Source organism: Mesorhizobium sp. B2-7-1, assembly GCF_006440735.1.
GTDB lineage: Bacteria > Pseudomonadota > Alphaproteobacteria > Rhizobiales > Rhizobiaceae > Mesorhizobium.
Genome location: NZ_VFUA01000051.1, coordinates 1 through 13814 on the forward strand (window position 1 = coordinate 1; position 13814 = coordinate 13814).

The following is a 13814-nucleotide window of genomic DNA, read 5'->3' on the forward strand; positions in this document are numbered from 1 at the left end:
GCCCGTGGAGTTCGAGGCAAACTGGACGCCGCACGGGGCTGCTGCGCAGCAGCCCCGTGCGGCCTAACGCTAACGCTGTCACCTATTCCCTGTCTCACAACAGGGGTGCAGTCCAATGGCATTCTCTATTGCCTAGTCCCTACTGCCCGCTCCCTTACTTCAGGCCTTCGCCATCTTGGCACCCGCGCCGAGCGCCATTGTGCGCAGGACGTAGTAGACGGCGCCCGCGATCGCCACGCCGAAGAACCAGCCGTAGACGCCCCACCAGGACGGCAGCCAGTTGGTGAAGTTGGGCAGGATCGAGGAGAAGATGGCGCCGATGCCGGCGGCGATGAAGGCGTTGACATGCCATCCGCTCTGGAAACGGAACTCGCCGTCCTCGCGATAGAGCGCCTCGACGTCGACCTCGCTTTTGCGGATCAGGTAGTAGTCGACCATCATCACGCCGAAGATCGGCCCCATCGTCGCGCCGATGATGTTTACGAAGGAAGCGGCACTGCCTTCCCACGGCGCGAAGGGATAGAGCACCAGGGCGATCACCGCCGCGATGTAGCCGCCCTTCTTGAAGTCGATCTGGCGCGGGAAAACGTTGGAGAAGTCGAACGCCGGCGAGACGAAATTCGCCACGACGTTGATGCCCAGCGTCGCCACCGCGAAGGTCAACGCGGCGAGAGCGGCCAGGAACCAGCTATCGAACTTGGCCGAGATCTGGTCGGGGTGGAGCAGCACCTCGTGGTAGACGTCATAAGCGGCAATCGTGGTGACGCCGGCCACGAGCGAGAACAGGATGAGGTTGACCGGCAGGCCCCAGATGTTGCCCTTGCGAAGCGCCGCGGCGTCAGGCGCGTAGCGGGCGAAGTCGCAGAAGTTGAGATAGAGCGCCGAAACCTCGGTCACCCAGATCGCCGCCACCGCGAAGAGCGCGGTCCAGGAGCCGGGCTCGCCCGGAACGCCGGCGTCCTTGGTCTTGTCCAGCAGCACGTCCATCGGGATGTCGCTGGTGAAGGCGAAAGTGCCCGACTTGACGCAAAGATAGATGGCCAGGATCAGCATCATGATCCACACGGCCGGGCCGGCCCAGTCCTGGAACCGTCTCACCGTTTCCATGCCCTTCTGGATAATCAGCAACTGCAGCGCCCAGATGATGATGAAGCAGATCACCTCCAGAGTGGAATGGCCGAGCATATGCGAGCTCTTGTTGAACTCGTCGAACCATTGCAGGCGCGTCAGCAGGGCCACGATCGCGCCGGACGCGGCGGCGGTCTGCGCGCCGTACCAGAAGCAGGCGACGACGGCGCGCACCAGGGCCGGGACATTGGCGCCCCAGATGCCGAAGGAGGCGCGGGCAAGCACGGGGTAGGGCACGCCGGTCTTCACGCCGGCATAGCCGACCATGTTCATCAGCGCGTAGATGATCAGCGAGCCGATGCCGATGGCGATGACGAAATTGACGAAGCCACCGCAGAACAGAAACAGGCTTGCCGCCAGGTAGTAGCCCCAGAGGCTGTGGACGTCCGAGGTCCAGACGTTGAAGATCGAAAACGGTCCCCAGTTCCTGACCGTTGCGGGAGCCAGATCCTCGTTATAGAGGTCGGGCGAGGCGCCTTGAATGGTCATTGCAAGTGTTCCCCTTGTTGCAAAACGCGCCCTCTCGCGTTTGACCGGGGAGGTTAAGCCTGACCCTGGGGAACCGGCAAGCAACCCATTTGCCGGCTTTCGCCTTAAAGATATTCAATGAGAATCGCCGTTATCCGGCGGATCCGGGCCGGACCGAGCTGAGTCGCCAAGCGTTTTTCGCGCAGGCCGCCGGTTCCGAACTTTTTCCGTCGGCAACCAAATTTGTTTGGAACCCATCCGCGAGACGTGCGTTTAATGAAGTTCGGCTGCGTTGCGGTCGACCGGGAGGATAATCATGGATCGCTTGCATTTCTTTACCCCAGTGCGAATTGCGCGTGGGCAGGGATACCCTGTGGAGGAAGTCGATAGCGTCTCCGAGGCGATGGTGTTCCTGCGGAAGTGGCCAACGGGAAGACGCGGCCCGGTTTATCAATGCGCCCTGAATTGCTGCGCGGCGGCAGTGTCGGGCAAGATGTCGGCCGAGGAAGCCCGCAAAGCCTTTGTCGGCTTCGCCCGCATCACCCGGCTGCTCGACGACGACATGGCGCTGCCGCTGGGCGGCGCGTCGATGGACAATGTCTACGCCTTGAGGCGGTAGCATTTCCGGCGGCTTCTGACGCTGGGTGTTGACGAGGCGTCGGCCTTGTGGCCGACGTTGGCGGTGGTTTTTGCATTCCCGCCTATGCGCGGCTATTTCTCCGCATGGCCCGGCGGAGGTGCTGTCTGATCCCACCCGCCATTCGGTGAGCCATCCCGCTAAAGCGATTCATCGGGATAGACGCCCCACAAGTCGGTCTGTTTGACGAAGCCGGACGTTTCCCCTAACGCGACAGCGCACCACTTTCCGTCACACCGTGTCAGTTTGACTCGGACGCGAGGCTCGAGCCAGGCAGTGATGCGACCATTGATGGTCGGTTTGTTGCGCAGCGCGACATTGTTTTTCGTCCAGGGAGCGACAATCCCCGTTCGGTGCCCCGACAGGAGCGGTCCAAAGATCCAGCCGGTGGTTCCCTCCCAATCTCTTACGCGGCGCCAATTGCCATACTGTTGGTAGATTTCCAGCGGGATGCCCGGGCGTGTCATGATCCATTGGATGTCGTACCCGGTGCCCGGCCCGACGCGCAGGTTGGCGGATGAGGCTTTCAGCGAGACGAAGCGAGGTAGAGGAAGAGTTTTGACCTCCGCCCGCAGCCCGGCCATAGGTGCGGGTGTCGAGACCAGCGCTGTTGTTAGAATGAAATGGGCGAGGACGAGTTGTAACCGGCGCCCGACCAGCCGGCGGACTGTCAGGAAGTCGAGCGGCACTTCGGAACTCATGGCCGTTCACCTGCGAATACGGAAGGGATCGATCGTCATCAGACGCCCGTCAAGAGGCGCCGCTTGCTGGTCGGGACCAGGCCTACTCGACGAGCATGCGCGCCTCTCGAACCGCATCGACCAATGCGTTCCTGGCGACGTCAGCCGCCATGCCGCCGTTCATGGCTTGGCGGCAGGCGCGTAGTGCCGCCAAATGCTTCTGACTTCCTGCGCTGCGCCAGTGCTTGGTAAGCAAGTCGACCGCCTGATTGGCGTTGGCAAGGTTCTTGATCTCGCCCGAAATGCCGGTCGCCACCGGTACCGGCCTTGAAAACGATGCTTCATACATGCCTCACCTCCATCGCGATGAATGCCCGGCAAACGCACGCGCGCTGCCGGGCGAAAGCTGAAGTGGCGGTCAGCTTTTGGTGTTGTCCTGAGCCACGCTATTGGTCGGGATCGTGTCCATCGCTGCCAACTTGTCAGCACACAGGTCCGCGGCGCCCGGGGCATCGTTCTTGATCCCGGCCAGTTTCACCCACCCGCCGTCGCTGATGAAACTATCTCTCTGGTACGAGGACGTTCCCTTCAGCTTGGTCAGGTTTTCGCTCGCGTTTGACGCGGTGATGAATTTTTGGACGCAAAGATTGGCGACCAGTTCAGCTCGCGCCTTGATGGCGGATGTCTTCGCCATTTCCGCTGCTGTTCCCGCCAGGGTCCAGCCGCCAGCCGTGAAGCCGACTATCATTGTCAGCACCACGGCGCCGACGACCGACCAGAACCATAATGTCTTAGAGGGCTGATATTCGTCGAGGCGCTGCGAAATCGTTTGATTGGCTGCCATGGTTTCCTCCGTTTGAGACACTCTTTTTGCTTCACGTTGATTTCCGCAATCCGGCCGACAATGGCCAGAAATCGCCCTGTTGATCGACATGATGAGGCGTCTCCGCAGAGGCGACCCAGCTTGGGAGACGGGGCAGGGGGATACCGGGTCCGACCGGCAGAATTTTCGGTCGCGGGCAGGTCCGCGCAGATACTGTTGCGCTCACACTTGTCTCGCGCGCTCCAGCGGCTGAGACGCTGTGCTTGAGCAACCGGAAATTCTCCAAAATGGCGAGCGCGGACAAACTTCACCTCGATGCCGCATATACCGAGCCCGGCCGGAAACTATTCCACGCCGGTAGCAATCATGTGAGGATGCGACAGGCTCGGGTAGCGGAATCGATGGCAACGCCTTGAGGCGTTAAGACCTCCGGCGGCTTCTGAAGCAGGGTGTTGACGCGGCGCCGGCCTTGTGGCCGACGCTGGCGGTGCTGCGTCTGGCGGCTGTTTCTCCCGCATGGCCCGGCGGAAGTCCTGCGTGATCGGCTCGGCGAGGTAGGAAAGTACGGTGCGGGCGCCTGTCCGGATCATGGCTTGGCTCGACATGCCGGGCAGAAGCTTGCGGCCATCGAGCTTGGCGAGTTCGTTCTTCTCGATCAATACGGTCGCTGCGCGCTTATTTGTGGAATTTTCAAATCGGACTATTGCCTTTTAACAAAAAGTGAGAATCAGGAAAAGGTCTCCTCATGCGAGGGACTTTTGTCCTCCCTTCCGAACTCTTTGAAATCAAACAAGAATATGATAGGTCGCGCCAAAGGAATTGACTGTGATACCCGCGGCAGCGATGAAATAGGCCTATGAGGAAGATAATCGCCGTAGCACCTATGATGGATTGGACGGACCGGCATTGCCGGTTCTTCCACCGCCAGTTGACGGGTCGTGCGCTGCTCTACACCGAGATGGTTGTGGCGGATGCGGTCATCCATGGCGCGCGCGAACGATTGCTCGGGTTCGACGCTGTCGAGCATCCGGTTGCCCTGCAGCTTGGCGGATCGGATCCGGCAAAACTCGCCGAGGCGGCGCGGATCGGCGAGGCCTTCGGCTATGACGAGGTCAACCTCAATGTCGGCTGCCCGTCCGACCGCGTCCAGTCGGGGACGTTCGGCGCCTGCCTGATGAAGACGCCGGCTCTGGTCGCCGGGTGTGTCGCGGCCATGAAGGCCACGGTGAAAATCCCCGTCACGGTCAAATGCCGGATCGGCGTCGACGAGCAAAACCCGGAACCTGCGCTCGATATGCTTGCCGACGGCGTGTTCGCGGCCGGCGCCGACGCGCTCTGGGTGCATGCCCGCAAGGCCTGGCTGGAGGGGCTGAGCCCCAAGGAGAACCGCGACATCCCGCCGCTCGACTACCAGCGCGTCTATCGGCTAAAGGCCCGAAAGCCGAACGAATTCATCGGCATCAATGGCGGCATTCAATCGCTCGGCGAGGTGTCGTCGCACCTTGGTCATGTCGACGGCGCGATGCTCGGCCGCGCGGCCTATCATACGCCCGGCATCCTCGCCGGCGTCGATGCCGCCTTCTATGGCGAGGCGGCTGCCGCCTTCGACCACGCGGCGCTGATCGACGCCATGGCTGGCTATGCCGCGCGCCATATCGAGCGCGGCGGTCGGCTTGGCCACATCACTCGCCACATGGTCGGACTGTTCCACGGCTTGCCCGGCGCGCGCCGCTTCCGGCAAATTCTATCGACGGATGCGAACAAGCTTGGCGCCGGTCCGGAGGTGCTGAAGAGCGCGTTCGCGGCAATCGATTTCGCGGCGGCGGAAGCCGAGGCGGCCTGACTCCCGATCGAAGCGCGTTGCGCTTTAAGTCTTTTTCTTATCGTGGTCGAGAACCGCTACGCCCTTCTGGGCGACAAGCACTAGTCCCGCAGGATCATGCGGTCGCCACGCACGTCGAAACCCGACAATGAGCCGATGAAGTTCATGCCGAGCAGGCTTTGATCCAGCATGCCGGGCGCGGCGACCATCACCGACATGTCCTTGCGCACGATGCCGCCGATCGCGACCTGATCGGTCCTGACCGTCGCCGCGCGCGCCATACCGTTGGCGGTGGAGACGTCCACGCTGTAGCTGAGCGCCGCCGGATTGAAACCCGCGGCCTGGGCATCTTCTGACGTCAGCACCGTGCTGGTCGCGCCGGTGTCGACCACGGCGCGCACCGACGTTCCGTTGACCAGGATGCGGGCTTCGAAATGGCCGTTGTCGGCCTTGTCGAGCGTGACGGTCGGGCGGCCATTCTCCACGCCGAGCGCCAGCGGGCTGCCCGGCACGAGGCCGGCGGTCACGCGGCTCGCGACGTCCTGCAATTCGTAGCGATACTGGTAGCCGGCGATCAGCACGAGCACGAAGGCGGCCCAGACACCGAGATTGCGCGCCATGTCGCCCATTGGCCGGCCGGAGCGGAGCAGGCTTGCGCCGATCACCATCACCAGCACGCCGACCCAGATCAGCCGGCCGAAATCATTGTTGTTCACGCCGAAAGTGCGGCCGGCCGAATTGTTGAGCATGAGCAGCACGACGCCGACGCCGATCACCGCCATGACGATCCAGAACAGCCGGTTCATCGGTTTCTTCTCACAAAACGCCGCGCTCGCGCGCCATGCGGGTACGCCGGGTTTCGCGGCGCGGCCGCCGCTCGACCGTTTCGAGCCGTGCCGGCAGTTCGGACATCACCGCCCGGCGCGTTTCGGGCCTCATGGTGAGCCAGCCGGAAATCTCGTCGCGCGTGCGACCGCAACCAAAGCAGAAGCCGGTTTTCATATCGATCGAACAGACCAGGATGCAGGGAGATTCGATGGCGGTCATGCTGTTCTCTAGCCTTTATTCCACATGGTGCAACCGCCGGGGCAATGCAAGCCCTCCGCAATGCGCCGCGAGGCAGCGCATTCGCGGCATCGTCAGGCGGTTGTGCCGGCCGGAGAAGGCGGCTATGCCGCTTGCGATTTTCCGCAACGAACCGCGACCGACATCATGACCGCAACGCCTTTCGACGATTTCCGAAGCCTTCTGGCGGCGTTGCCGCCTGCCGATGAAGCGGCGGCGGCCCGTGTCCGTGCGCTTTTCGCCAAAGCGGACAAACCGAAAGAATCGCTGGGGCGTATCGAGGACATCGCGGCCTGGATTGCCGCCTGGAGCGGGCGCGCGCCGCCGGCCATCAACCGGCCGCTGATGGCGATCTTCGCCGGCAATCACGGCGCCGTCAGGCACGGCATTTCGCCGCGGCCGGTTGCGGCGACCGCCAACGAGGTCGAGCTCTGCGCCGCCGGCGGCGCCGCGATCAACCAGGTCTGCATCGCCAACGATCTCGGCCTGAAGGTCTTCGACCTCGCCTTGGATATCCCCACGGGCGACATCACCGAGGAGGCGGCGCTCGATGAGCGCGGCTGTGCCGCGACCATGGCCTTCGGCATGGAAGCGGTGGCGGGCGGCGCCGATCTCCTGTGCCTGGGCGATCTCGGCGTCGGCAATTCGACAATCGCCGCCGCGCTTTGCGCCGCGCTGTTCGGCGGCGCGGGGGCCGAGTGGGTAGGGCCCGGGGCTGGCGCCGACGCGGCGATGATGGTGCGCAAAGCCGAGGTCGTGGATCGGGCGCTGGCATTCCACGGTTCGGGCCTTGGCGATCCGCTCGAGGCCTTGCGTCGGGTCGGCGGGCGCGAGTTCGCGGCGATCTGCGGCGCCATTCTCGCCGCGCGCATGGAGAAGATCCCCGTCCTTCTCGACGGATTCGCAGCGACGGCGGCGGCCGCTGCCCTTTATGCGGCCAATCCAGGCGCGCTCGATCACTGCCTGCTTGCCAGCCTGTCGCCGGAGCCCGGCCATGCCAAAGCGGCCGAAAGGCTCGGACTGCGGCCGCTGCTCGATTTCGGCATCAGCCATGGCGAAGGGGTAGGGGCCGCTCTCGCCGCCGGTATCGTCAAGGCCGCGGCATTGACCAGTTCCGGCATGGCGATGGCTTTCCGGCATTAGAGCCGGCAGGATTGCTTCACCGGCGTCCGCGCGCTACCGCGACGGTCTTGGTCGGCAGAGCCGGCAATTCCTCCATCACCCGGCTCAACGGGAAGATGGCGATCGCCTCGGTGCCCTCGCGCAGCTTGGAATGAAGCTCGAACTCGCCGCCATGCATGGCAAGCAAGCCCTGCACGATCGGCAGGCCGAGGCCGGTTCCCTGTTCGGCGCTCTTGATGGCGATCGAGCCTTGGCCGAAAGCGGAGAGCACCACCGGGATTTCCTCTTCCGGTATGCCCGGGCCGTTGTCCTTGACCGAAATGTACTGGCCGCCGCCGGCGGTCCAACCGACGCGCACGCGCACTTCGCCGCCGGACGGGGTGAACTTGATCGAATTGGACAAAAGGTTGAGCGTGATCTGCCGCGCCGCGCGCTCGTCGGCGAAGAGGCGCGGCAGGGTCTCCTCGAACTCCTGGATGACGCGGATGTCCTTGTTGCGGGCGCGCAGTTCCATCATGTGGCAGCAGTCTTCGACGATGGTCACCAGCACGACCGGCTCCTCGTTGAGCTGATAGCGGCCGGCCTCGATGCGCGACAGGTCGAGGATCTCGTTGATCAGGTCGAGCAGGTGCTGGCCGGATTCGTGCACGTCATGGGCATAGTCGCGATAGGTGGGATTGTTCATCGGCCCCAGCACCTCATTGGCCATTACCTCGGAAAAGCCAAGGATGGCATTGAGCGGCGTCCTGAGCTCGTGGCTCATCGAGGCGAGGAAACGCGATTTCGCCAGGTTGGCGTCCTCGGCGCGCCGCCTTGCCTCGTCCGACATCGATTTCGCCGTCTCCACCTCGGCAATCAGCGCGTCCTTCTCCGAGCGGAACGACAGCACCATCAGCGAAGCCTGGTTGAGGTGGCGCGCGACATAGCCGAAGAAGGGAAGCGCGGCGATAAGCAATGCCGCCATCGTGGCTTCGATCGGCGTCCACTGGCGCATGACGGTGTAGACATAGACGGCAACGGGAATGGCGAAGGTGGCGAACAGGGCGCCGCCAAGCGAGGACGCCAGGACCGCCGTCATCGCCATGGCGACCAGGATCACCATGGCCTTGGCCACATGGAACTGGTCGACCTGGCATGTGTCGCAGCCGACCCAGGCGAACCACGCCCAGCCAAGGCCGCACAGGAAATGGCCGATCAGGAAGTCGCGCCGCGTCTGCGCCGGGTCGAGTTCGGCCGCCTCGGTTCGCTCCACGCGACGCGCCATGAAAGCGACGATCGTGTAGCAAAGCAGCGTCGACAAGGCCCAGATGGCGATCTGGCTGTCCAGGCCCGCCAGCCGACCGATCGCCGCGACGGCGAGCACGAGCAAGGGGATCGCGACCGCGCTGACCATGGCGCGCGCATGCAGCTTCAGCAGCTCACGGTCGAAATCGAGGCTGCCCGCCTGCTGCGAAAGGCGATCGCGCGTCTTGCGCACCGCGCGCGCCACATCGCTGTTGCGGTGCGGTTTACGGCGGTCCACAATAAATTTATCCGCTGTGTTCGAGCGTTGCAAAGGCATACAGACTTCAATTTCTGCGCGCAGCGACTGTCAGTTCGTTAAGCTACGTTCGAATGATTAAGAGACTGTTTGCCATATGAGCCGTTTCGGGCCGCGAGGGCCGCGCCGACGCTATGCGGCAAGTGCGCCGCGAAGCCTCTGGCGCAAGCTGCTGGACTACGGACTGGCCATCCTCTTGCTCGGGCTGCTGATCCTGGTGGCGGCGCGCCTCGACCGCTTCGAGACACGCAAGGAGCAAGGCACGGCAATCATCAATGACGGCGATTCGATCACGCTCGGGACCGAGCGCATCCGCATGCGCGGCATCGACGCTCCGGAGTACCAGCAGACCTGCCAGAAGGCCGGCGCCGACTACCCCTGCGGCAAGCTGGCGCGGCAATCGCTGGTGCGCATGATCGCCGGCAGGCCCGTTTCCTGCAGCGGCTGGCAGCGCGACCGCTACGGCCGCCTGCTCGGCGATTGCAAGGCAGGCGATACCGACCTGAACCAGGCCCAGGTGCGGGCCGGATGGGCGGTTGCCTTCGGCGACTTCGAGACCGAGGAAGCGGTGGCGAGAGCGGCCAAAGCCGGCATCTGGGCGGGCACCTTCCAAGAGCCGCAGGAATGGCGCGACAGCCATCACGCTGCGCCGGTCGAGAGAAAGCACGGCACGCTGGCCTCGTTCGGCGATGCGTTGCGCGAATTCATTCGCTTCTGGTGATGGGCCGGCCCGCGCCCTATGATCGGCGAAGAGACTTGGAGGCATGGAATGAAGCTGTTCGACGGCGGCCGAGCGCCCAACCCCCGGCGCGTGCGCGTCTTCCTTGCCGAGAAGGGCCTGACGGTGCCGCTGGTGCCCGTCGACATGGGCGCGCTGGAGCATCGCGGCGAGCAAGTGGCTCAGCGCAATCCGTTGCGACGCCTGCCGGTGCTCGAGCTCGATGACGGCACCATCATCACCGAATCGATCGCCATTTGCCGCTATTTCGAGGAGTTGCATCCCAAGCCCGCGCTGTTCGGCACGGGCGCGCTCGGCAAGGCCATGGTCGAGATGTGGCAAAGGCGCCTGGAACTGAATCTCATGGTAAGCGTCGCGGCCGCATTCCGGCACATCCATCCGGCGATGAAGGAATGGGAAGTGCCGCAAATTCCGGAATGGGGCGAGGCCAACAAACCGAAGGCAATCGAATTCCTGCATCTCCTCGATCACGAGTTGGCGGAGCGCGAATTCGCCGCCGGCGACAGCTACTCGGTCGCCGACATCACCGGCATGATCGCCGTCGATTTCATGAAGCCGGCACGCATCAAGGTGCCGGAGGAGTGCGCGAACGTGCTGCGCTGGTATGCGGCGCTCACAAGCCGGCCGAGCGCGGCGGCCTGAGCGACAACAATTGGATAATCCGCCTGATATGAGCGAAGCGCTGGAGCGCCTCACCGCGAGGGTGCGGACCTGCCGCATCTGCGTCGAGGAGCCGCTTGGCCGGCCTTTGCCGCATGAGCCGCGGCCGGTGCTGCAGCCGTCGTCCACGGCGCGGATCCTGCTTGCCGGCCAGGCTCCGGGCACGAAAGTGCATGCGTCGGGCATGCCGTTCACCGATGCCTCGGGAGACCGGCTGAGAGACTGGCTCGGCGTCAGCGCGCAAGAGTTCTACGACGCCGGGAAATTCGCCATCGTCCCGATGGGCTTTTGCTTTCCCGGCCAGGACGCCAAGGGCGGCGACCTGCCGCCGCGTCGCGAATGTGCACCGGCCTGGCGCTCGGACCTGATGGCGCTGATGCCACAGATCGACCTGGTGCTGACCATCGGCGGTTATGCGCAGGCATGGCATATGGGTACGACGCGCCTCCTGTCGCTGACCGAGACAGTCAGGAACTGGCGCGCCATATGGGATGGGCCAGCCATGCCGAAAGTGCTGCCGCTGCCGCATCCGTCCTGGCGAAACACCGGCTGGCTGAAGAAGAATCCCTGGTTCGAAATGGATTTGCTGCCCTTCCTGAGATCGGAAATCCGCTATCGCATCGATTAGGCATCGTGCAAGAAATCACTCGCTTTTGCCCTCCTCGGCAGAATTTCTTTCTTGTGAAAGGCTTGGATAAAAGGGACTATAGCCAAACTATTCCCCTGGAGCTTCCCATGGATCGCCTCGACAGAAAAATTCTCCGCCTCCTGCAGGAGGACGCGACGCTCGCGGTCGCCGATGTCGCCAAGAAAGTCGGCTTGTCGACCACGCCGTGCTGGCGGCGTATCCAGAAGCTCGAGGAGGAGGGCGTCATCAAGCGGCGCGTCGCCATCCTCGACCATGAGAAGGTCAATGTGCGCGTCACCGTCTTCGTGTCGATCCGCACCAATTCGCACAGCCATGAATGGCTGCGGCGCTTCTCCGAGGTCATCCAGGAATTCCCGGAAGTGGTCGAGTTCTACCGCATGAGCGGCGACGTCGATTACCTGCTGCGCGTGGTGGTTCCCGACATCGCCGCCTATGACGCTTTCTACAAGCGGCTGATCGCCAAGATCGAAATCCGCGACGTCTCGTCGTCCTTCGCCATGGAGCAGATCAAGTATACGACCGAGATCCCGCTCGACTACATGGTTTTGGACAAGGAATCGGGCGCCAACGCGGCGTAGGCGCCACGCCAGATCGCAGGCCTTAGTTCTTCTTCTTGTTGAGGAAATTCCACGGCGAGTTGACCGGCAGGGTGACCGCGTCCGGCACCGTGTCGACGCTCGTCACCTCCGCCTTGCGCACCTTGTAGCCGGACTGGACGATCGAGACGCCGTCGAGGATGAAGAGCTGGCTCTTCTCCATGCCGGGCTTCAGCACACCGGTGACCGCGACCGGCTCGTATGCCTCTTTCATCTTGTAGGGATGCGCCGGCGTGACCAGCACGATCTGGTTCGGCGGCGGCGTTGGCATGTGGCTGCAGGCGCCGGTCCACGGCACCAGCAGGAACTGGTAGACAAGGTCGGCGTCGCGATCGACCGGCAATGCATAGCCGGCTAATTGTATCGCCTTGTCCTGCAGATTGAGCGACAGCGTCTCGCCGTGGTCAGGCAGCTTTGCCGCGATCATCGGCAGGTTCGCGTCCTCGGCGATCGCCTGCGTCGCGGGGCGCAGATCCTTCCAGAAGATGTGCGCGACATCGGCCGCGGCATCGGCTCCCGAGGCAACGAACAGGAGCACGGCCGCTAACATCGCGCATGATCTGAAACGTTTGTTCATCGTTGCTCCATCCTCCGCCTGTCCGTTGGCGGAATCGAGTAAAAGCGTCGTGACCGGTCAGGGCTCATCGGCTCAGCCGCATGACATGCCGGCGCGTGCCGGCGGCTCCGATCTCGTGGAAGCCTCGCGCGACGAAGATGTCGCGAAATCCCATGAAGCGGTAGCTGGGGGCTGCCTCGTCGACGGGATAGGCCTCGACGATGCGCGCGCCCCTGGCGAAAGCGTGGTCGATCGCGGCATCGAGCAGGGCGGAGGCCAGGCCGCCGCCGCGCAGAGCCCTCGGCACATAGAAGCAGACGATCGACCAAATGCCGGTTTCGGTGTCGTCCTGCTGCCTTGAAAGTTTTCGGTAGGTCTCGCGCGGCGCGGCCGAGCACCAGCCGACCGGGCCGCCATCCAATTCGGCGACGATGCCGACCGGGGTGCCGGCATCGATGAGCGTCATCATCATGCGCTTCTTCTCGTCGTTCTGGATGTGCTCGCGGCTGGAATGGCGCCATGCCATGCACCAGCAATATTTAGGCGCGCCGGGCTGCTCGAACAGGTTCTCGAAACGGCCTCGTGTGTTTGGCGTCACCTCGACAAAGCGGAGGCCGGAGAGGTCAGGCTTTTGCGGCTGCGAGCCTTTCGATCTGTCTGGCATCCGTCAGTTCCTTCACCGCATCCTTGCCGATCCAGCGCGCCGTCCTGTCCGACGATGCCGCCAGTTTCTCGGCCAGCGCAAGGGCAGGGGCGTGCAGGCTCATCGACCGCTTGCCGATCTGCCGCAGCGCCCAATTGACCGCCTTGCGGACGAAATTGCGTGGGTCGCCGGCATGTCTTTCGATCAGCGGCAGATAGGCAATGAAGGTCGCGGCCGGCTCTTTCTTGAGATGCACCGCGCTCCAGGCCAGCATGGCAAAGGCGGTGCGGCGGACGAATTCGCGTTCGTCTTCGGCGAACTCGTCGATCAGCTCGCGCCAGAACGGCGTCTCGGCGAACAGGTCGGCAACGGTGTCGACGATCTCCCAGCTGTCGAAATCCGCCGCCCAGTGTCGGCACTGGTCGATATCGACCTTCTTCGGCTCGCCGGTGAAGGCCGCCATCAGCCGCGCTTCCCGGACACCGCTGTCCCAAAGCAGAAGCGACCGCTCGTGGTTCTTCTTCAGCTTGCGCGCCAGCGGCCGCAATTCGGAATTGCCGACGCCGAGAGCGCTGGCTGTGTTGATGCCGAAGCGCGCCATGCCCGCCCGGTTCTCATCGGTGCCGATCGCCCGCAAATGAGCGACGATGTCGTCGGCGCTCCAGCTTGGATCAGGCAGGGCCATC

At 63.6% G+C, this 13814-nt stretch carries 17 protein-coding genes and 1 pseudogene; 7 read left to right on the forward strand and 11 right to left on the reverse strand.

The features are described from left to right. Positions 1-159 precede the first annotated feature (159 nt). Positions 160-1617 carry an NCS1 family nucleobase:cation symporter-1 gene (locus tag FJ471_RS19195; protein ID WP_140805788.1) on the reverse strand — a complete coding sequence of 486 codons (1458 nt, stop codon included), beginning with the start codon at positions 1615-1617 and terminating at the stop codon, positions 160-162. Positions 1618-1912: 295 nt separating this feature from the next. Between FJ471_RS19195 and FJ471_RS19200 the strand changes: the two genes are divergently transcribed. Continuing rightward, positions 1913-2215, forward strand: a complete 303-nt coding sequence (locus FJ471_RS19200; protein WP_073986813.1) for a DUF982 domain-containing protein — start codon at positions 1913-1915, stop codon at positions 2213-2215. A gap of 158 nt (positions 2216-2373) precedes the next feature. On the opposite strand, the gene FJ471_RS19205 is transcribed toward FJ471_RS19200, so the two are convergent. The 4 genes and pseudogenes from FJ471_RS19205 to FJ471_RS19220 form a co-directional block, all read right to left on the reverse strand. Continuing rightward, positions 2374-2934 (reverse strand): SH3 domain-containing protein, encoded by a 561-nt coding sequence (locus tag FJ471_RS19205; protein WP_246684766.1) that lies wholly within the window; start codon positions 2932-2934, stop codon positions 2374-2376. An 82-nt stretch (positions 2935-3016) separates the two neighbouring features. Continuing rightward, positions 3017-3262 (reverse strand): DUF982 domain-containing protein, encoded by a 246-nt coding sequence (locus FJ471_RS19210; protein ID WP_140805790.1) that lies wholly within the window; start codon positions 3260-3262, stop codon positions 3017-3019. A gap of 69 nt (positions 3263-3331) precedes the next feature. After that, positions 3332-3757, reverse strand: a complete 426-nt coding sequence (locus FJ471_RS19215) for a hypothetical protein (protein WP_140805863.1) — start codon at positions 3755-3757, stop codon at positions 3332-3334. A gap of 485 nt (positions 3758-4242) precedes the next feature. Next, positions 4243-4407 (reverse strand): annotated as a pseudogene (locus tag FJ471_RS19220) (HlyD family type I secretion periplasmic adaptor subunit); the annotation flags it as partial. Between the two features lie 185 nt (positions 4408-4592). Between FJ471_RS19220 and dusA the strand changes: the two are divergent. Continuing rightward, the gene (gene dusA / locus FJ471_RS19225; protein ID WP_140805792.1) at positions 4593-5579 is read left to right on the forward strand and encodes a tRNA dihydrouridine(20/20a) synthase DusA; all 987 of its coding nucleotides are present in this window, start codon (positions 4593-4595) and stop codon (positions 5577-5579) included. An 80-nt stretch (positions 5580-5659) separates the two neighbouring features. Here the strand turns inward: dusA and FJ471_RS19230 are convergent, their stop codons facing one another. Together FJ471_RS19230 and FJ471_RS19235 are read right to left on the reverse strand one after the other, a co-directional pair. Next, positions 5660-6364 (reverse strand): TIGR02281 family clan AA aspartic protease, encoded by a 705-nt coding sequence (locus FJ471_RS19230; protein WP_140805794.1) that lies wholly within the window; start codon positions 6362-6364, stop codon positions 5660-5662. Between the two features lie 10 nt (positions 6365-6374). Next, a complete protein-coding gene (locus FJ471_RS19235; protein ID WP_140805796.1) occupies positions 6375-6605 on the reverse strand; it encodes a DUF1289 domain-containing protein in 231 nt (76 codons plus the stop codon). A gap of 162 nt (positions 6606-6767) precedes the next feature. Between FJ471_RS19235 and FJ471_RS19240 the strand changes: the two genes are divergently transcribed. Then, entirely contained in the window at positions 6768-7766 is a 999-nt protein-coding gene (locus FJ471_RS19240; RefSeq protein ID WP_140805865.1) for a nicotinate-nucleotide--dimethylbenzimidazole phosphoribosyltransferase, read from the forward strand. A 16-nt stretch (positions 7767-7782) separates the two neighbouring features. Here the strand turns inward: FJ471_RS19240 and FJ471_RS19245 are convergent, their stop codons facing one another. Next, a complete protein-coding gene (locus FJ471_RS19245) occupies positions 7783-9306 on the reverse strand; it encodes a HAMP domain-containing sensor histidine kinase (protein WP_140805798.1) in 1524 nt (507 codons plus the stop codon). 76 nt (positions 9307-9382) lie between these two features. Here FJ471_RS19245 and FJ471_RS19250 point away from each other — a divergent pair, with 76 nt between their 5' ends. The 4 genes from FJ471_RS19250 to FJ471_RS19265 all read left to right on the forward strand — a co-directional run bounded on the left by FJ471_RS19250 (position 9383) and on the right by FJ471_RS19265 (position 11911). Beyond that, a complete protein-coding gene (locus tag FJ471_RS19250) occupies positions 9383-10006 on the forward strand; it encodes a thermonuclease family protein (RefSeq protein ID WP_140805800.1) in 624 nt (207 codons plus the stop codon). A 48-nt stretch (positions 10007-10054) separates the two neighbouring features. Next, positions 10055-10666, forward strand: coding sequence for a glutathione S-transferase (locus FJ471_RS19255; RefSeq protein ID WP_140805802.1), 612 nt, complete (start codon positions 10055-10057; stop codon positions 10664-10666). 28 nt (positions 10667-10694) lie between these two features. Then, positions 10695-11312: a uracil-DNA glycosylase family protein gene (locus tag FJ471_RS19260; RefSeq protein ID WP_140805804.1), complete on the forward strand. Its 618-nt coding sequence runs from the start codon at positions 10695-10697 to the stop codon at positions 11310-11312. Positions 11313-11419: 107 nt separating this feature from the next. Further along, entirely contained in the window at positions 11420-11911 is a 492-nt protein-coding gene (locus tag FJ471_RS19265) for an Lrp/AsnC family transcriptional regulator (protein WP_006205209.1), read from the forward strand. 22 nt (positions 11912-11933) lie between these two features. On the opposite strand, the gene FJ471_RS19270 is transcribed toward FJ471_RS19265, so the two are convergent. From FJ471_RS19270 to FJ471_RS19280, 3 genes are all read right to left on the reverse strand, one after another. After that, complete coding sequence (locus FJ471_RS19270) at positions 11934-12506, reverse strand: DUF3299 domain-containing protein (protein WP_140805806.1); 573 nt, start codon at positions 12504-12506, stop codon at positions 11934-11936. Positions 12507-12570: 64 nt separating this feature from the next. Then, the gene (locus FJ471_RS19275) at positions 12571-13149 is read right to left on the reverse strand and encodes a GNAT family N-acetyltransferase (protein ID WP_140805808.1); all 579 of its coding nucleotides are present in this window, start codon (positions 13147-13149) and stop codon (positions 12571-12573) included. Beyond that, positions 13109-13813 carry a DNA alkylation repair protein gene (locus FJ471_RS19280; RefSeq protein ID WP_140805810.1) on the reverse strand — a complete coding sequence of 235 codons (705 nt, stop codon included), beginning with the start codon at positions 13811-13813 and terminating at the stop codon, positions 13109-13111. The genes FJ471_RS19275 and FJ471_RS19280 overlap by 41 nt, the downstream gene beginning before the upstream one ends. Between the last annotated feature and the right edge of the window lies 1 nt (position 13814).